16 protein-coding genes and 1 riboswitch are annotated in these 17887 nt (G+C 66.5%); all 16 genes read left to right on the top strand.

Annotation, left to right across the window (positions count from 1 at the left end; all coding sequences use genetic code 11):
- The first annotated feature begins 41 nt into the window (after positions 1-41).
- Positions 42-944 carry an ESX secretion-associated protein EspG gene (locus AC5Y4H_RS23440; RefSeq protein WP_499985718.1) on the top strand — a complete coding sequence of 301 codons (903 nt, stop codon included), beginning with the start codon at positions 42-44 and terminating at the stop codon, positions 942-944.
- Positions 945-1210: 266 nt separating this feature from the next.
- Complete coding sequence (gene eccD, locus AC5Y4H_RS23435; protein WP_499985716.1) at positions 1211-2722, top strand: type VII secretion integral membrane protein EccD; 1512 nt, start codon at positions 1211-1213, stop codon at positions 2720-2722.
- Positions 2700-4556, top strand: coding sequence for a S8 family serine peptidase (locus tag AC5Y4H_RS23430; RefSeq protein WP_499985715.1), 1857 nt, complete (start codon positions 2700-2702; stop codon positions 4554-4556). The genes eccD and AC5Y4H_RS23430 overlap by 23 nt, the downstream gene beginning before the upstream one ends.
- A gap of 16 nt (positions 4557-4572) precedes the next feature.
- Positions 4573-5781 carry a type VII secretion protein EccE gene (gene eccE / locus AC5Y4H_RS23425; protein ID WP_499985714.1) on the top strand — a complete coding sequence of 403 codons (1209 nt, stop codon included), beginning with the start codon at positions 4573-4575 and terminating at the stop codon, positions 5779-5781.
- Positions 5778-7610, top strand: a complete 1833-nt coding sequence (gene eccA5 / locus AC5Y4H_RS23420; RefSeq protein ID WP_499985713.1) for a type VII secretion system ESX-5 AAA family ATPase EccA5 — start codon at positions 5778-5780, stop codon at positions 7608-7610. The genes eccE and eccA5 overlap by 4 nt, the downstream gene beginning before the upstream one ends.
- Before the next feature lie 139 nt (positions 7611-7749).
- Positions 7750-7927: riboswitch (M-box (ykoK) riboswitch) on the top strand.
- A gap of 272 nt (positions 7928-8199) precedes the next feature.
- Positions 8200-8499 (top strand): PE family protein, encoded by a 300-nt coding sequence (locus AC5Y4H_RS23415; protein WP_499985712.1) that lies wholly within the window; start codon positions 8200-8202, stop codon positions 8497-8499.
- Positions 8500-8517: 18 nt separating this feature from the next.
- Positions 8518-9699: a PPE family protein gene (locus tag AC5Y4H_RS23410; RefSeq protein ID WP_499985711.1), complete on the top strand. Its 1182-nt coding sequence runs from the start codon at positions 8518-8520 to the stop codon at positions 9697-9699.
- 19 nt (positions 9700-9718) lie between these two features.
- Positions 9719-10927 carry a PPE family protein gene (locus AC5Y4H_RS23405; protein WP_499985709.1) on the top strand — a complete coding sequence of 403 codons (1209 nt, stop codon included), beginning with the start codon at positions 9719-9721 and terminating at the stop codon, positions 10925-10927.
- 18 nt (positions 10928-10945) lie between these two features.
- A complete protein-coding gene (locus tag AC5Y4H_RS23400; protein ID WP_499985706.1) occupies positions 10946-11281 on the top strand; it encodes a DUF732 domain-containing protein in 336 nt (111 codons plus the stop codon).
- 227 nt (positions 11282-11508) lie between these two features.
- On the top strand, positions 11509-11772 hold the full coding sequence (locus AC5Y4H_RS23395) for a hypothetical protein (RefSeq protein ID WP_499985704.1): 264 nt from the start codon (positions 11509-11511) through the stop codon (positions 11770-11772).
- A 547-nt stretch (positions 11773-12319) separates the two neighbouring features.
- Positions 12320-13576: a PPE family protein gene (locus AC5Y4H_RS23390; protein WP_499985702.1), complete on the top strand. Its 1257-nt coding sequence runs from the start codon at positions 12320-12322 to the stop codon at positions 13574-13576.
- A 68-nt stretch (positions 13577-13644) separates the two neighbouring features.
- Entirely contained in the window at positions 13645-15048 is a 1404-nt protein-coding gene (locus AC5Y4H_RS23385) for a PPE family protein (RefSeq protein ID WP_499985700.1), read from the top strand.
- A 67-nt stretch (positions 15049-15115) separates the two neighbouring features.
- Positions 15116-15439 (top strand): DUF732 domain-containing protein, encoded by a 324-nt coding sequence (locus tag AC5Y4H_RS23380; protein ID WP_499985698.1) that lies wholly within the window; start codon positions 15116-15118, stop codon positions 15437-15439.
- A gap of 121 nt (positions 15440-15560) precedes the next feature.
- Positions 15561-15884 carry a DUF732 domain-containing protein gene (locus AC5Y4H_RS23375; protein ID WP_499985696.1) on the top strand — a complete coding sequence of 108 codons (324 nt, stop codon included), beginning with the start codon at positions 15561-15563 and terminating at the stop codon, positions 15882-15884.
- Between the two features lie 224 nt (positions 15885-16108).
- Entirely contained in the window at positions 16109-16825 is a 717-nt protein-coding gene (locus tag AC5Y4H_RS23370) for an MgtC/SapB family protein (protein ID WP_499985694.1), read from the top strand.
- Positions 16826-16866: 41 nt separating this feature from the next.
- Positions 16867-17811, top strand: a complete 945-nt coding sequence (locus AC5Y4H_RS23365) for a sterol desaturase family protein (protein ID WP_499985692.1) — start codon at positions 16867-16869, stop codon at positions 17809-17811.
- Positions 17812-17887: the final 76 nt, after the last annotated feature.

Genomic DNA, 17887 nt, shown 5'->3' with positions numbered 1-17887 from the left:
TGCAATTTGGCTTGCAGTATTAGGGACCAAGTGGGGATTTGATGGACCAACAGAGCACCCGCACCGACATCACTGTCAACGTCGACGGTTTCTGGATGCTCCAGGCGCTGCTGGACATCCGGCACGTCGCGCCGGAGTTGCGGTGCCGGCCCTACGTGTCGACGGACTCGAGCGACTGGCTCAACGAGCATCCCGGAATGGCGGTGATGCGCGAGCAGGGCATCGTCGAGAACGATGAGGTAAACGAGCACGTGGCCGCGCGAATGAGGGTGCTCGCGGCGCCCGACCTCGAGGTGATCGCCCTGTTGTCCCGGGGCAAGCTGGCCTACGGCGTCCTCGACGACGAGAATCAGCCCCCTGGTTCCCGCGATATCCCCGACAACGAATTTCGGGTGGTCCTGGCCCGCCGCGGCCAGCACTGGGTGTCGGCAGTTCGGGTCGGTGGCGAGATCACCGTCGACGACGTCGCCGTGGCGGACAGCGCCTCGATCGCGTCCCTGGTGATCGACGCGATGGAGTCCATCCACCACGCGGAGCCCGCCGCGATCAACGCGGTCAACGTGCCGCTGGAGGAGATGCTGGAAGCGACGAAGTCGTGGCAGGAGTCGGGTTTCAACGTGTTTTCCGGGGGAGACCTGCGCCGGATGGGAATCAGCGCCGCCACCGTGGCCGCCCTCGGACAGGCGCTGTCCGACCCGGCCGCCGAGGTTGCGGTCTACGCCCGCCAGTACCAGGACGACGCCAAGGGCCCGAGTGCGTCGGTGCTGTCCCTCAAAGACGGCTCCGGCGGCCGCATCGCGCTGTACCAGCAGGCCCGCACCGCCGGTTCGGGGGAAGCGTGGCTGGCGATCTGCCCGGCGACTCCGCAGCTCGTGCAGGTGGGCGTTAAGACGGTGCTGGACACCCTTCCCTACGGGGAGTGGAAAACCCATAGCAGGGTCTGAACATTCGCGCGAAACACAGAGTTTACCAATGTCTTTGCGCTCAACATGCGGCTGAGCTGCGAACACGGCATACTTCTTTTGAAGGCATCAGCAAATCTCAAACCGGTGTCAACGACAACTCTTAATCGCAAGGCGAGGCAGATGGAATTCCAATTAGTCGGAATGCACTTTGGGGGGCACCCCAGCACCCCGACGGGCACACCGGCGCACGCCCGCGCGCGACTCGCGGCATGGGCTCACACATTCATCACAAGGAGTGCAAGGCGATGACTGCGGTAGTCGAAGTACCACAGCCTGACGTAGAGGGAATCTCGCAGCCTCAGGCAGTCGTCGTCGGCGTGATGGCCGGCGCGGGTGTCCAGATCGGCGTTCTTCTGGACGCAAACGCCCCCGTCTCGGTGATGACCGACCCGTTGCTGAAGGTCGTCAACAGCCGGCTGCGGGAACTCGGTGAGACTCCGCTGGAGGCGTCGGGCCGGGGCCGCTGGGCACTGTGCCTGGTGGACGGTTCGCCGCTGCGGGCCACCCAGTCGCTGAGCGAGCAGGACGTCTACGACGGCGACAGGTTGTGGATCCGGTTCATCCCGGACACCGAGCACCGCTCGCAGGTCATCGAGCACATCTCCACCGCGGTCGCGGCGGACCTCAGCAAGCGCTTCGCCGCCATCGACCCGGTGATCGCGGTGCAGGTCGGTGCGTCGATGGTGGCCATCGGGGTGACGGCCGCGGCCGGCCTGCTCGGCTGGTGGCGCTGGCATCACAACTCGTGGCTTCCGACCGTCTACGCGGGCGTGATCGGCGCCGTGGTGCTGGGTGTTTCGCTGATGCTGCAGATGCGGGCGCGCTCGGATCAGGAACGGCGCGTCGCCGACACCATGTTGTTGAGCAGCCTCGCGCCGGTGTCGATCGCGGCGGCGTCGGCGCCGCCCGGCGGTGTCGGATCGCCGCACGCGGTGTTGGGCTTCGGCGTCCTCACCGTCGGCGCGATCCTCGCCCTGCGGTTCACCGGTCGCCGGCTGGCGATCTACACCGCTATCGTCACCATCGGCCTGATCACAGGTGTAGCGGCGCTCGCGCGCATGGTCGCCATGACGAGCGCCGTGACCCTTTTCACCTGCGTGGTGCTGGTGTCCGTGATCATCTATCAAAGTGCGCCGGCGATTTCGCGGCGCCTGGCAGGCATTCGGTTGCCCGTCTTCCCGTCGGCGACCAGTCGCTGGGTGTTCGAGGCCCGGCCTGACCTGCCCACCACCGTGGTGCGCTCAGACGGTGGTCCTCCGGTCCTGGAGGGCCCCGCCTCGGTCCGCGACGTGCTGACCCAGGCCGAACGCGCCCGCTCCTTCCTGTCGGGTTTGCTGATCGGGCTCGGCGTGCTGATGATCGTCTCCTTGACCGCGCTGTCGGATCCGCACACCGGACAGCGCTGGCTGCCGCTCCTGCTCGCCGGATTCAGCGCGGGATTCCTGATGCTGCGCGGCCGCTCCTACGTGGACCGCTGGCAGGCGATCACCCTGGCCGGAACGGCGGTGCTAATCGTCGGTGCGGTCGTGTTCCGCTACGCGCTGGTGCTGCAGTCACCGCTCGCGGTGTCGATCGGCACGGCGATTTTGGTTCTGCTCCCGGCCGCGGGGCTGACATCGGCGGCGGTGGTGCCAAACACCGTCTACAGCCCGCTATTCCGCAAATTCGTGGAATGGATTGAATACCTCTGCCTGATGCCGATTTTCCCGCTGGCATTGTGGTTGATGAATGTCTATGCAGCAATCCGCTATCGCTAACGGCAAGGTGTGGCGTGGTCGCGCGTCCGCCGCGACCGTCGCCGCAGCCTTGCTTGCGTCCGGTGCATTAGCCGGCTTGCCGCCCGCCTACGCCATCTCGCCTCCGACGATCGACGCGGGCGCGGTGCCGCCGGACGGTCCCCCGGGACCCGGGGCGCCGATGAAGCAGAACTCGTACTGCACCGAGGTCGGCGTCCTGCCCGGGACCGATTTCCGGCTGCAGCCCAAATACATGGACATGCTGAATCTGCAGGAGGCATGGCAGTTCGGTCGGGGCGCCGGCGTGAAGGTGGCCGTCATCGACACCGGCGTGACGCCGCACCCCAGGTTTCCGCACTTGATTCCTGGCGGGGACTACATCATGGCCGGCGACGGCCTGTCGGACTGCGACGCGCACGGCACCATCGTGGCGTCCATGATCGGTGCGGCGCCGGCCAACGGGGCGGGAGTGCCGCCTGCGGCGCCGCGCAAGCCCGTCACCATCCCCACCACGGAGCCACCGCCCAAAGCACCACCGCCGCAGACGGTGACCCTGTCACCGCTGCCTCAAACCGTGACGATGGTCCCGCCGCCGCCGCAGCAGTCTCAGGAGCAAGCGCCGCCCCAGGGTCCCTTCGGGGCGCCGCCGGCTCCCGCGGCTCCGGCGGCTCCGGCACCCGCGGGTCCGCCCCCGGGACCATCGCAAGGTGGCCAGGGCCCGAATGGGCAAGCGCCGGCCGCCAGCCACGGCGGCGGCACCGTGACCATCCCCGGCTACACCGGAGGCGGGCACGTGGCCAACGTCGACAACCTGCGCGGCCCGCGTCCGCTCGACCCACCGCCACCGCCACCGCCGGCACCGAAGGCCGGTCCGGACGCGTTCAGTGGGGTGGCCCCGGATGTCGACATCATCGCGATCCGGCAGTCCAGCCAGGCCTTCGGCCTCAAGGACGCCTACACCGGTGACGAGGATCCGCAGACCTCGGCCAAGATCGACAACGTTCAAACGATGGCGCGTGCGATCGTGCATGCCGCCAACATGGGCGCTCAGGTCATCAACATCTCCGATGTGACCTGCATGAGCGCGCGCAACATCATCGATCAGCGTTCGCTGGGTGCGGCAGTGCGCTATGCGGCGGTCGACAAGAACGCCGTCATCGTGGCGGCCGCCGGTGACACCAACAAAAAGGACTGCAAGCAGAACCCGCCCCATGATCCGTTGCAGCCCAACGATCCTCGCAACTGGAACGCGGTCACCACTGTCGTGACACCGTCCTGGTTCAGCGACTACGTTCTGACGGTCGGCGCGGTCGACACCGAGGGCCGCCCGATGAGCCAGGGCAACCAGGGCCAGGCGTCGACGAGCGTGGCCGGGCCGTGGGTCGGGATCGCCGCGCCCGGAACGGATGTCGTCGGCCTGTCGCCTCGGGACGACGGCCTGATCAACGCGATCGACGGACCGGACAACACGCTGCTGGTTCCGGCGGGCACCAGCTTCTCGGCGGCGATCGTGTCCGGCGTCGCGGCACTCGTGCGTGCCAAGTACCCGCAGCTGTCGGCGTATCAGGTCATCAACCGGCTGACCCGTACCGCCCGCGCTCCCGCGCGTGGCGTCGATAACCAGGTGGGCCACGGGGTGGTCGATCCGGTGGCGGCACTGACCTGGGATGTACCCGACGGTCCGGTGAAACCGCCGCAGCAACTATCGGCACCGCTGAACATCCCGAAACCCGTCCCGCACCGGGATATGGTGCCAGTGTGGGTGGCCGCCGGAGGCTTGCTCGGGGCGCTACTCATCGGCGGCGGAGTGTTCGGCACGGCGATGCTGATGAAGCGATCGCGGAAACAGCAATAGGGGCGGAGCAGCTTTCATGAAGCGTCAGCGCAGGTTCGGATTGTCCTTGTCGTGGCCGCGGCTGACCACCGTGTTCTTGATCGACATCCTGATCATGGTGGTGGCCAGCCACTGCCCCGAATCATGGCAGGGCACGTATCGCATCGCGTTCTGGGTAGGTGTCGGCCTGGCCGTGCTGGTGACGCTGCTGTCGCTGGTCACCTACCACGGCCTCACCGTCACAACGGGATTGGCGACGTGGCTGTGGGATTGGTCGGCCGACCCGGGCGCCGCCCTGTCCGCGGGTTGCACCCCGGCCCTCGATTACCAGCGCAAGTACGGGCGCGACCAAGTCGGCGTGCGACAGTACGAAGGCCAACTGGTCACGGTGATCGGCATCAGCGGCGGCGACGACGACTCGGCCTCGCGCCTTCGTCACCGGCACTCGGCGCCCACGCTGTTGGTGTCAGCCGTCGCTTCGGGCCTGCGCCAGTTCGACATCCACCTCGACGACATCGACATCGTGTCGGTGAAGGCTCGGGGCGGCGGCCCCGAAGCCAAAGCCGCCGAGTTGTCCAAGCTGGATGACCGGGGCCCCGAGGAGCACGAGGTGGCTGACGACGCGCGCACCTCCTACGTTCGCCGCACCTGGCTGGTGTTGCGGATGAACCCGCAGCGCAACGTCGCCGCCGTGGCGGCCCGCGATTCGTTGGCGTCGACCCTGGTGGCGGCCACCGAGCGGCTCGCCCAGGATCTCGACGGGCTGACCTGCGCGGCCCGGCCCTTGACCGCGAAGGAGCTCGCCGAAGTCGATCGCGCGGTGCTCGCCGATCTGGAACCGACCTGGAGCCGGCCCGGCTGGCGCCGACTCAAGCACTTCAACGGGTTCGTCACCAGCCTGTGGTTGTCGCCGTCCGACATCACCACCGAGAAGCTCGATGAGCTGTGGGACGACGAAACCGTCGCCACGGTCCTGACCATCCGGCTCACCTCGCGCGGCGGCCGGCCGCGGGTTTCGGCGTGGGTGCGGTATCACACCGAGAAGCGGTTGCGCCGGAACGTCTCGTCGGGCCTCAACCGCCTCACCGGCCGCCAGCTGGCCGCGGTGCGAGCCAGCCTGCCCGCTCCGACGGCGCGCCCCCTGCTGGTCGTGCCGAGCCGTCCGCTGCGCGCCGACGATGACGACCTCGCGCTATCCGTCGACCAATTGCGTAAAAGCTCGGCGGGCGTACCTGTGGCGCAATGACGAGGCCGCAATCAACCGCCGAAGGCGCCCGCAACGCGATGGTCGCCGGCCTGTTGGCCTCCGGCGTCTCGGTCAATGGGCTGCAGCCCAGCCATAATCCCCAGGTGGCGTCGCAGATGTTCACGACGGCGACCAACCTGGATCCCGCGATGTGCGACGCGTGGCTGGCGCGGATCCTGGTGGGGGAGCAAAGCATCGATGTGCTTTCCGGTGCATGGTCCTCGATCCGGACCTTCGGTTGGGAGACGCGCCGCCTCGGAGTGAGCGAGCTGCAGTTCCGCCCTGAGGTCTCCGACGGATTGTTCCTGCGGCTGGCGGTCACCAGCGTAGAGACATTGGCCTGTGCGTACGCCGCGGTTCTCGCAGAGGCGAAACGCTATGAGGAAGCGGCGAAACTGATCGACGGCGTCGAACCCCGACAGCCCGTCGACGAGGAACTGGTCAGCTACGTGCGCGGCGTGCTGTACTTCCGCACCGCCCGGTGGCCGGATGTGCTGAACCAATTCTCCGAGGGGAAGACCTGGCGGCAGCCCGAACTGAAGGCCGCGGGCGCCGCGATGGCCACCACGGCGCTGGCTTCGCTGGGTGTGTTCGAGGAGGCTTTGCGCCGGGGTCAGGAGGCCGTCGAAGGCGATCGGGTGCCGGGCGCGGCCAACATCGCGCTGTACACGCAGGGCATGTGCCTGCGGCACCTGGGCCGCGAGGAGGAGGCCGTCGAGCTGCTGCGCCGGGTGTACTCGCGGGACCCGAAGTTCACGCCGGCCCGCGAAGCGCTGGACAACCCCAACTTCCGCCTGGTCCTGACCGACCCCGAAACGATCGAGGCCCGGACCGACCCGTGGGACCCGGACAGCGCGCCGACCCGGGCCGAGACCGAGGCCGCGCGCCACGCCGAAGAGGCGGCGAAATACCTCGCCGAAGGTGACGCCGAGCTCAACGCCATGCTCGGCATGGAACGCGCCAAACGCGAGATCAAGCTCATCAAATCGACCACCAAGGTGAACCTGGCGCGCGCCAAGATGGGCCTTCCGGTGCCGGTCACGTCACGCCACACGCTGTTGCTCGGCCCGCCTGGCACCGGAAAAACCTCGGTGGCAAGGGCTTTCAGCAAGCAGCTGTGCGGCTTGACGGTGCTACGCAAGCCCGTGGTGGTCGAAACCAGCCGCACCAAGCTGCTGGGCCGATACATGGCGGACGCGGAGAAAAACACCGAGGAGATGCTCGAGGGCGCGTTGGGTGGCGCGGTCTTCTTCGACGAGATGCACACGTTGCACGAGAAGGGCTACCAGCAGGGTGACCCCTACGGCAACGCGATCATCAATACGTTGCTGCTGTACATGGAGAATCATCGCGACGAGCTGGTCGTGTTCGGAGCCGGGTACGCCAAGGCCATGGACAAGATGCTCGAAGTGAATCAGGGTCTGCGACGGCGTTTTTCGACCGTGATCGAGTTCTTCAGCTACACCCCGGACGAGCTGGTAGCGCTGACCCGATTGATGGGCCAGGAGAACGAAGACGTCATCACCGACGAGTCGGCTCAGGCTTTGCTGCCGTCGTACACAAAGTTCTATCTCGACGAAAGCTATTCGGAGGACGGCGATCTCATCCGCGGCATCGACACGCTCGGCAATGCCGGTTTCGTACGCAACGTGGTGGAGAAGGCCCGTGACCACCGCAGTTTCCGTCTGGACGACGAGGACCTGGACGCGGTGCTGGCCAGCGAGGTGACCGAGTTCAGCGAACGTCAACTGCTGCGTTTCAAGGAGCTCACCCAGGAGGATCTCGCCGAGGGCCTCAGCGCGGCGGTGGCCGAGAAAAAGTCGGACTGACCCGGCCGCCATCGGGGTCGCGCCCCCCTGCGGACGGTCGCCATCGCGGATGCCATCCGAGGTGAGGACGGGTCAACCGCTGGGAATGCGTTGTACGTCAGCTTGACTCAACGCAGTCCGAGTGCCACCATTGCCAATGCAAGCACCTCGCTAGGTGAGGCGTCTGCACGGACACAGGCCACTGACCTCGAACGTCGAAAGACGCCCAGGGTCAGGACAGCTCTTCCCGGATTAAGGGTTGAGCCCAAGTGGCTTCCGGCTTTTGGTTTAGCCGGATACGCCGTGTGGTGCCGAAGCTCTGACGAGAGGGGTGCCGCGGCCGGCCGTTTCGCCTGGTTGCCTTCCCCGCGTGCACTGTGTGGCACCCCCGCGTGCCCTGGCCTGGAGGAGGTGAGAGCGAATTAGTCCCGATGACACTCCGTACGCCAGATCGTTGACCACTTCGCTTCGATCCGGCCTCGGCATCATATTTTCCTGAATTGGCTTGCATTTAGCCACTTCTCGTAGCACGCGCACCATCGTCGCGTCGATGCGCGCACTCGGCACGTCCACACTGTGGCTTGCCGACCTTTCCGTGGGGAGATTTGTGATGAACTTCGTTATCGCACAGCCGGAATCATTGTCTGTGGCAGCCGGACTGCTGCATGAGATCGGCTCGGCGCTGACCGCCCAGAACTCGGCCACCGCCGCTCCGATGACCGGGGTGGTGCCTGCCGCCGCGGATGTCGTGTCGATGCTGACCGCGGCGCAATTCGCGAGGCACGGCCAGATGTTCCAGGCGCTGAGCGCCCAAGCCGCCGCAGTGCACGAGAACTTCGTGAACACCTTGCAGGCGAGTGCAGGATCGTACGCGGCCACCGAGGCCATCAACGCCGCCTCCGCACGCTGAACATTTTGGGGGATCGTCATGCTTGACTTCGCGGCGCTGCCGCCGGAAATCAACTCGGCCCGAATGTATGCCGGGCCCGGATCGGGACCGATGCTGGCCGCCGCTGCCGCGTGGAACACGATGGCCGCGGAGATGCGCTCGGCCGCAGCCTCTTACGGCTCAGTGGTAACGGAGTTGACCGGAGCGGGCTGGCTGGGGCCTTCGTCGATGTCGATGTTGGCCGCGGCCACGCCCTATTTGGCGTGGTTGGACGGCACCGCCACCCAGGCCGAGCAGGCCAGCGGACAAGCATTTTCGGCTGCCACCGCATACGAGTCGGCCTTCGCGATGACGGTGCCCCCGCCGGTGATTGCGGCCAACCGCGCTCAGCTGGCGATGCTGGTGGCGACCAACGTCTTCGGTCAGAACACCCCGGCGATCGCGGCGACTGAAACGCAGTATGCCGAAATGTGGGCGCAAGACGCGGGCGCAATGAACGGCTATGCCAGCGCCGCGAGCACCGCGTCGCAACTGGCACCCCTGGTGCCGCCCCCGTCGACCACGAATACCGACGGCATTGGCGCGCAGGCGAACACCGTGGCGCAGGTTGCCCAGACACCCGCTGGTTCGGTGCAATCGGCGCTGTCGTCCGCGAGCGGCGGCTCTTCGTCGCCCGGTTCGCTGTCGTCATCGCTGGCGGGCCTGCTGAGCGGCTCGGACAATTCGGCCTTCGGCACCTTCACGAACGGCAACTTCTTCAGTACCGCGGTGGTCAACGGCGCCCTAGCCGGTGGCCCGTTCAACCCGCAGTTCATCATTTCGTCCCTCCAGGGCGTCCTGGCGGCGCAGCACGCCACGACCCTGGGGGGCCTGGGCGACTTCGCCGCCGACGCCGAAGGCGCCGCGAGCGCCGACCTGGCGTCGAACACGGTGGGGTCGGCCGGCCCCGGCGGCGCATCTGCCGGGGTCGGCAACGCGCATCTGGTGGGGTCGATGTCGGTGCCGCAGGGCTGGGCGTCGGCGGCCAATGTCAGCCCGGGCCAGACGGCCGTGCCGGCCACCGGCGTCACCGGGCTCACTGACACCGGGGCAGCCCCCGCGGCAGGCGGACCCGGAGGCGTCGCGGGGCCGATGGGCGGCACCGGTAGGCGAGCACGCCGCGCCATTCCCAAATACGGGTTCCGGCCCGTCGTCATGCCACGTCCGCCGGCCGCCGGCTGAGAACCCTGGAGAAGATGTCATGTCGCTCTATGTCGGATTGCCGCCGGAAATCAACTCGGCCAGAATGTATTCCGGCCCAGGCTCGGAGTCCATGCTGGCCGCCGCGGCCGCGTGGAACGCCATTTCTGCTGAAATGCGCTCCGCTGCAATCAATTATGAATCGGTGATTGCGGCGCTTAGCAGCGAAGGCTGGCTTGGACCGTCCTCGACGAAAATGTCGGCTGCGGTGGCACCTTTCGTCGAGTGGCTCAACACCACGGCCGCGCAGGCCGAGCAGGCCGGCGTACAAGCCAACGCGGCCGCGGCCGCCTACGAGGCCGCGTTCGCCGCAACCGTGCCGCCGGCCGCGGTCGCGGCCAATCGCACCCAGCTGACGAACTTGGTGGCGAGCAACATCTTCGGCCAGAACGCCGGGTTGATCGCAGCCAACGAGGTCCAATACGGCGAGATGTGGGCTCAAGACGCGGCCGCGATGACCAACTACACCGCCGCCTCGCGCGCGGCCACCGAAATGACACCGTTCCAACAGCCGCAAGCCGACACGACCAGCGACGGGACGGCCCAACAAACCGCCGCTGTTGTCAACGCCGCCTCGAGCGGCTCGAGCACCTCCTCGGGAAACGGCCTGCTGGAGTGGCTTGGCCTCGCGCCCGATACGAATACCTCCACCACCGGGCTTGCCGGGCTGATGAACTACCTGGATGGGAGCAACGGCTCACTGCTCGGCAGCTTCCTCAACAACGCCTCGGTCGCCAATCTTTCCAACGCGTTCACCACCAGCGGGCTGCTGAACCCTACGTCGTTCATCGATGCGGCGGTCAACATGAACTCCATCTCCTCCCTGAACGCCGTCGACTCGACCACGTCGGGACTGGGAGTCTTGGCCGCCGGCCTCGGGGGTACCGCGAACCTGGCGTCGGTGACCGCGCCCGGCGCGGCAGCCGCGGCGGGCGCGGGGCAGGCGAGCCTGGTTGGGGCCCTGTCGGTTCCGCCGGCCTGGGGTGCAACCGGAGCGGCGATCACGCCGCTGGCGGCGACGACTCAGGTCGGCCTCGGGGCGTACCACGGCTTCGGTTCCGCCACCCCGATGGTGATGGAAGAGGCTCAGGCAGTGGGCATGCCGGGTGTGCCGCTGGCGGGCATCCCCGGTGGGCATGAGGAGGAGTTCTCCGAGCCGATGTACGGGTTCCGCCTCCGCATCATGGGTCGCCCGCCTGCGGCCGGTTAGGAAAAGGGAAGTCCAGACATGAGATTCCTACCGTTTCTGGCCAGCGCCGTTGCCGTGGTCGGCATGGCGCTACCTGCGCACGCCGATTCCGATGACGACGCGTTCCTCGCCGCACTCAGCAAGGCCGGCATCACCTACCCGAACCCCGACCGCGCGGTAAAGGCGGGCCAAAAGGTGTGCGACTTGGCCAATTCAGGTGCCACGGAACTGGACATCATCAGGGATGTCCACGAGCTCAACCCGGCATTCACCACGGCGAAGGCCGCCCTGTTCGTCCAGGCCGCCGCCGGGGTCTACTGCCCCGACCGTCTATCCACCAGCGATGGGGGAACAAACCCCCACACCCCCAACTGACGGGCTCACCGGGGCCGCAGAACCGGGCGACCGATCGAATTTCAGCCATGCACACCAGAAGACCCGGGCCGTTCGGCAACTTCTCACATGTGGTTTTTGGCGCGGTGAGGGTACTGGAAAAAGCTAGTGATCAGCGCATAACGCCTCCCAGGAAATTGTCAGTAGCTAATCAGTGCTAGAGCAGACTGGTCACGTCTACTCGTATGAGGAAACCTGAGGAGAACGGTGTGACGATGAATGGCCGGTTCGGCCGCAGAGATGCCCGCGGTGCTCTGATCCGCGGCCGGGGCTTGTCCTCGAAGGCCCAACGTCAGGCCACCGCTCGTGGTGTGGTGGCCGTTGCCGGCGGCCCTCGGAGCGCTGCCGCTCCGGTCGGCTGTGTCGAGGTCATCAACGGTGGTGGGCCACAAGTCCGCGCGATCGACAAGCACGTCAATTGCCACGGGCAGAAGGTTCGCCGGGACCTGGGATGCGATTACAACGAACCGTAAATTATCCGGCTCAGTAATTTTCTAAAACCGATATAGGAGGCTGTCAAGATTCGCGATCGGACGCAACAACGGTAGTTTCTGAACCAGTTTATAACGCCACAACTGGCGTCGGTTTGTCGCAGAACCCACCCAATTAGCGGGCCAACGGATGAATGACGTTTATCCGGGGCTCGACGCTGCTCACAAATACCTTTCCGGGTGATTCACGCCACTAATTCGACTGCAGCTACGCCCGGTTCTCACACAGCTCACGAAGTCGCGAACATATTTGTTTTACAAGAGTTTACCCAACGGCTACGAACGACGAAATAACTGAACGGCACCATCGGCAGTGCAAAAGCAACGTGGCTTGACTAGTCGTTCGTACGCCATTCAGGCGCCGATTCAGAGCTAGGAGCAGGATGGCGTTGTTGTCTGCAGCACATGGGATCCGCACATGTATCTCGTAGCGGATTTGATGAATTCCCTTAGAGCTGCGACTTTCTCGATGCCGGGGTCGCAAGTGCGTGCCTACCATGGCCGCCAGAAGAGGGACCGGAGGTTTTAGATGTTGGATTTCGGGGCTTATCCGCCGGAATACAACTCGGGGCGGATGTACATCGGGGCGGGGCCGGGGCCGCTGCTGGCCGCCGCGGCTGCATGGGACGAATTGGCCGCGGAGCTGCAGAGCACCGGGGCGTCGTACAGCTCGACAATCGAAACTCTCGCGACGGGTCCGTGGACGGGCCCCTCGTCCATCGCAATGGCCGCCGCGGCGGCGCCGTACGTGGCGTGGATCCACGCCACCGGCGCGCAAGCCGAGCGGGCGGGTACCCAGGCCAAACTCGCGGCCGGCGCTTACGAGACCGCGTTCGCGGCAACCGTTCCGCCGCCGGTGATCGCCGCCAACCGCTCGCTGCTCGCGATGTTGGTCGCCACCAACATCCTCGGCCAGAACACCCCGGCGATCGCCGCCACCGAAGCCCACTACATGGAGATGTGGGCGCAGGATGCCGCCGCAATGTATGCATACGCGGCGTCCTCGGCGAGCGCCTCTCAGCTGACCCCGTTCGCCGAGCCGCCGCAAACCACCAACGACTCGGCCGGTCCGTCGCAGGCGGCCGCCGTAAGCCAGAGCACTGCGCAGTCAAGCTCGAACACCGCCGCTCAGGTGTCTCAGGTCAGTACCGGGATGCAGTCGGCGGTACAAGCCGCGACAACAGCGGCTGATCCGTCATCGGGTAGCGGACTTACCGTGCCGAGTTTCATCACCAACTGGAACGAGTTCTGGTCGGTGTTCACCGGGCCCTTCTCGCCCCAGTCATGGAGCACCATCCCAGGCGGTCCGTTCCTGTCGTTCGGCCAGGCGTACGCGTGGGGACAGAACGGTCAGGGCGCAGCCGCGTATCTGGCTGGGCCCAAAGCCATCTCCGGGGCGTTGGCGCCGCTGGCCAGTGGCGCCAACGCCGTCAAGCCGATGCTCAGCTCCGCTGTCGGGGCTGGGCAGGTGTCGGGATCGATGGGCAAAGCCGCTCTGGTGGGCGGCATGTCGGTGCCCCAGGGGTGGGCGGAAGCCGCCCCGGCGATCCGAATACTCGCCCAGGGGCTGCCCGCGAACGTGGCGGCGGTGCCCGCCGCCATGGCCGGTGAGGAGGGCGTCTTCAACCAGATGGCCCTGTCCAGCCTGGCCGGACGCGCCGTCGCGGCCGCCGCAACCCGGCCGGTCAGCGGCACCGCCTCGGTGGCGGGTTCGCTGGGCGGTGTTGCCGCCGAGGCTGATCCGGCCGCGGCCACCATCATCGTGATCCCGTGCGTCGAGGAGTGACCGTGATGGCCAGAACCTATGGCAGCCAAGCGCTGTCGATCCAGGCAGCCAGGTAGGGGGTACGAGCGATGTTCTACGGAGCCTTTCCGCCGGAATTCAACTCGGGCCGCATGTACAGCGGCCCGGGAGCGGAGTCGTTGGTGGCGGCCGCAACGGCCTGGCAGAGCCTGGCCACCGAATTGCAGTCCACCGCAACGGCGTATTCGTCGGTCCTCTCGAGCCTGACGGCAGGGCCCTGGGTTGGTCCGTCCTCGATTGCCATGGCGAGCGCGGCAGCCCCTTACGTGGCCTGGATGCAGGAAACCGCCGTGCAGGCAGCACAATCCGCGGCCCAGGCCACCGAGGCGGCCAGCGCCTATGAGACGGCATTCGCCGCACACGTTCCCCCGGCAGTGATCGCGGAGAACCGCACCCTGCTCGCGCAGCTGGTCGCGACAAACCTATTCGGACAGAACACATCGGCGATTGCCGCGAATGAGGCGCAGTACAGCGAGTTTTGGGCTCAGGACGCCACGGCGATGGACACGTACTTCGCCTCGTCGGCGACCGCATCCAACAACCTGACCCAGTTCAGCCCGGCGCCCAAGACCACCAACGAGGCCGCCGAACCGATGCAAGCGGCCGCGGTGAGTTCGGCGGCGAGCAGCCCGGCCGCCGATGTCGCCAATACGGTGACGTCGGCGGCGACCACTACCTTGCCGTACAGCGGGCCGTTCTCCATCCCGGCCAACTTGGCCTATCTCTACCAAACTTTCATGACGGATCTGTTCAACACCGTCCCAGGCGGCGCCAGCTTCTACACGGCTATGTACAACGCCGTCAAGGTGCCGCTGGGTCTGACCACGCAGTTCAACGACGTCGGCTTGTTGATCAACTTCCCGTTGTCACAGTGGCTCAAGTTCGCCCCGCCCGTCGGGTACGGGGCGCTGCCGAAGGATGCGTTGGGCGCCGGGCTGGGTGCGCTGGGTTTTGGCCGCGGCACCTTGTACAGCTCGATCAGCCCGATCGCCGGCATGGGCAACGCCGGCACCCTGGTCGGCAAGCTGTCGATCCCGCCGAGCTGGGCCACGTCCACCCCGGCCATCAGGACCGTCGCGGCCGCGCTGTCGGCCGCCGGGTCGGAGGCGGTGCCCGCGGCCGCACTGGGCCAGGGGAGTCTGTTCAACTCGATGGGGCTGGCCGGGATGATGGGCAGCGCAGTGGGCTCCGGCGGGCCCACCGTGGCGCGCGCGGGTGTGCGTAACCGGATGACTCCGATCAAGGATCTCAAAGACAAGCAATCGCCCGAACAGTTGAAACGCCTTGTCGCACAGATCTCGGAGAAGCCCGAGACCGTGCAGCACCACAACGTCGATCAAGAGAACCTCGACGCCCTTCTCGAGCAGCTGGCCAAGAAGCCGGGCATCCACGCGGTGCATCTGAAGAAGGGCGACAAGTCGAAAGTCATTCCGGCCGACGCCCAATTCGGTTGAGGCGCAGTCGAATCGGTCCCGCCAAGCACTAGATGCGAAACCGCTCACCACGGAAAGGGTGGCAAAGATGAAACGGATACTGGCGCTACTCGGCGTTTCGGCGATGATCGGCCTCGCCGCACCGGCGCACTCAGCGCCGCCGCCTGCGCCGGACGGCGACGACGGGGGTTTCGTCGCCGCGTTGCAGCAAGCCGGTTTCAGCTTCAACAGCCCGGGTTCGGCTGTTGCCGCCGGCAGGGCGGTGTGCTCGTGCCTGAACAACGGTGAGTCGGGCCTGGAGGTGGTACACGACGTGAAGACCCACAATCCCGGGATGGACATGGAGATGGCGTCGAACTTCGCCGTGCTTTCCGCGAAGTACTACTGCCCGCAGCAGCTCTCCAAGGCCTGAGCCGAGCCGACGCGGTGGTGACCGTGCTGGCGGCCCGACTCGGATGCTCAGGTGCTCAACGCATCTGCGGAACGCCGCTCGCCGCTGCGAACAACGCCGCGACATGGCACGATCACATGTTATGAAACTCCTGCTGGCGCTCGGGGTTGGCGTGTCGGCCGCGATCGCAATGGCCCCGCTCGCGCAGGCCGACCCGGTGACGCCCGGCGGCGACGAGGCAGGCTTCCTTGCCTCGCTGCGAAGTGCGGGCATCACCTACTCGACCCCCGAGGCGGCGATCACGTTCGCCAAATCGGTGTGCGTGTCAATGGGTGACGGTGAAGTCGGCCCCCAGATGGTTGACGAACTGAAGAGCCAAAACCCTGCGCTGACCAATGATCACGCGACGTCGTTCTTGGCGATCGCGGCGAAATACTATTGCCCGCAGCAACTTAACCGAAGGTAGCCTCGGGTCGGTCAGCATGACCGCCCGCCAGGTGGCTGGGGCGCAACCAATCGACGGCGCGCAGGTGTCGCGAATGTGGCGGCCCCGCGCCCGATTTGGCTCGGGTCCATCTCCCGTTCACCTGCGGGTGTTTAGCTGCACCGGACGGCACCACGCCGGCGCCGCAACCGTTGTCGCCCGGTGGGGCCGGGGATACTCGACAGCGAGGGGAAGGAGTTGAGTCGTTGGAGACGCTGAGCGCTCTCGATTTCGTGCTCCGGCTGGGGGTCGGCGTGGGCTGCGGCGCCCTCATCGGCCTGGAACGGCAATGGCGCGCCCGGCGGGCCGGCCTGCGCACCAACGCACTGGTCGCCGGCGGCGCGACGCTGTTCGTCCTCTATGCCGCGGCCACCTCCGATACCAGCCCCACCCGGGTCGCTTCTTACGTCGTGTCCGGCATCGGGTTCCTCGGCGGTGGGGTGATCCTTCGGGAGGGCGTCAACGTCCGGGGCCTGAACACCGCCGCCACCCTGTGGTGCTCGGCGGCGATCGGCGTGCTGGCGGCTTCCGGTCACCTGGTGTTCGCGCTGATCGGCACCGGAACCGTCATTGGCATCCATCTGCTGGGGCGCCCGCTCGGCCGGCTGATCGACCGCGACAACAGTGCCGAAGAAGACGAGAGCCTCTTGCCCTACCTCGTGCAGGTGGTCTGCCGCGCCAAGCACGAGAAGTACGCGCGGGCGCAGATCGTGCAGCACGCCGGCAGCAACGACATCACACTTCGCGGAATCCACACCGGCAACCCGTCCGGCGATGAGGTCACCCTGACCGCGCACCTGCTGATGAACGGCGACGCCCCGGCCCGTTTGGAGCGGCTGGTGGCCGAATTGTCGGCGCTTCCCGGCGTCCGCGCGGTCCAGTGGTATGCCGGCGACGAAGCGCAGTCCGACGATCGGCGCTGAGCGCGAACCGGCCCGCGGGCGGGCGTCGTAGTCTTACCTGTGTGAGTGCCCTCTCCGGCTTCCTGTCCGCGCTCCCGCCGCAGATGCGCGATCCCGTGCTGTTCGCCATCCCGTTCTTCCTGCTGCTGTTGACCCTCGAGTGGACCGCGGCCCGAAAGCTGGAACACCTCACGGCCGAGGCGGCCGACACGGCGAGACCGCCGTCGGGGGCGCACTTCACCCGCGACTCGGTGGCCAGCATCTCGATGGGACTGGTTTCGGTCGCGACCACCGCCGGATGGAAGACCGTGGCGCTGCTGGGCTACGCCGCGATCTACGCGTACCTGGCGCCCTGGCACCTGTCGGCGACGCACTGGTACACCTGGGTCATCGCGATTCTCGGGGTGGACTTGCTCTATTACGCCTATCACCGGATCGCGCACCGGGTCCGGTTGATCTGGGCGACGCACCAGGCCCATCACTCCAGCGAGTACTACAACTTCGCCACCGCGCTACGCCAGAAGTGGAACAACAGCGGTGAGATCCTGATGTGGATTCCGTTGCCGCTGTTGGGGATTCCACCGTGGATGGTGTTCTTCAGTTTCTCCTTGAACTTGATTTACCAGTTCTGGATCCACACCGAGCGGATCGACAAGCTACCGCGACCGTTCGAGTTCCTTTTCAATACGCCGTCGCATCACCGGGTGCACCACGGGATGGACCAGGTGTATCTCGACAAAAACTACGGCGGCATCTTCATCGTCTGGGACCGGCTCTTCGGAACCTTCCAGGCCCAGCTGTTCCGGCCGCATTACGGCCTCACGAAACGCGTCGATACCTTCAACATCTGGACGTTGCAGACGCGCGAGTACGTCGCGATCGCCCATGACTGGCGATCGGCGAGCCGCCTGCGTGATCGATTGGGTTACGTGTTCGGTCCGCCCGGCTGGCTGCCGCGAGCGGCCCGTCAAACCGACGCCACCACGCCGGTCGTGACCTCGCTGTAACATTTGCGCAGGCCGGCCCGAAAAGCTGAGCGGGGAGGACGGTTACGCCGTGACCTCGGCCTCCCGTCGGTATCGG

Source organism: Mycobacterium sp. NGS58, assembly GCF_059812385.1.
The sequence above is the reverse complement of the archived record's forward strand: the minus strand, read 5'-3'. Positions and strand labels throughout refer to the sequence as shown.

What these genes read in the sequence shown, in the direction of transcription:
- AC5Y4H_RS23430 (WP_499985715.1), top strand. Translation starts at nt 2,700, where the DNA reads ATGCAGCAATCCGCTATCGCTAACGGCAAGGTGTGGCGTGGTCGCGCG.
- AC5Y4H_RS23440 (WP_499985718.1), top strand. Translation starts at nt 42, where the DNA reads ATGGACCAACAGAGCACCCGCACCGACATCACTGTCAACGTCGACGGT.
- AC5Y4H_RS23390 (WP_499985702.1), top strand. Translation starts at nt 12,320, where the DNA reads ATGTTGGATTTCGGGGCTTATCCGCCGGAATACAACTCGGGGCGGATG.
- eccE (WP_499985714.1), top strand. Translation starts at nt 4,573, where the DNA reads ATGAAGCGTCAGCGCAGGTTCGGATTGTCCTTGTCGTGGCCGCGGCTG.
- AC5Y4H_RS23400 (WP_499985706.1), top strand. Translation starts at nt 10,946, where the DNA reads ATGAGATTCCTACCGTTTCTGGCCAGCGCCGTTGCCGTGGTCGGCATG.
- AC5Y4H_RS23380 (WP_499985698.1), top strand. Translation starts at nt 15,116, where the DNA reads ATGAAACGGATACTGGCGCTACTCGGCGTTTCGGCGATGATCGGCCTC.
- AC5Y4H_RS23375 (WP_499985696.1), top strand. Translation starts at nt 15,561, where the DNA reads ATGAAACTCCTGCTGGCGCTCGGGGTTGGCGTGTCGGCCGCGATCGCA.
- eccA5 (WP_499985713.1), top strand. Translation starts at nt 5,778, where the DNA reads ATGACGAGGCCGCAATCAACCGCCGAAGGCGCCCGCAACGCGATGGTC.
- eccD (WP_499985716.1), top strand. Translation starts at nt 1,211, where the DNA reads ATGACTGCGGTAGTCGAAGTACCACAGCCTGACGTAGAGGGAATCTCG.
- AC5Y4H_RS23385 (WP_499985700.1), top strand. Translation starts at nt 13,645, where the DNA reads ATGTTCTACGGAGCCTTTCCGCCGGAATTCAACTCGGGCCGCATGTAC.
- AC5Y4H_RS23410 (WP_499985711.1), top strand. Translation starts at nt 8,518, where the DNA reads ATGCTTGACTTCGCGGCGCTGCCGCCGGAAATCAACTCGGCCCGAATG.
- AC5Y4H_RS23415 (WP_499985712.1), top strand. Translation starts at nt 8,200, where the DNA reads ATGAACTTCGTTATCGCACAGCCGGAATCATTGTCTGTGGCAGCCGGA.
- AC5Y4H_RS23405 (WP_499985709.1), top strand. Translation starts at nt 9,719, where the DNA reads ATGTCGCTCTATGTCGGATTGCCGCCGGAAATCAACTCGGCCAGAATG.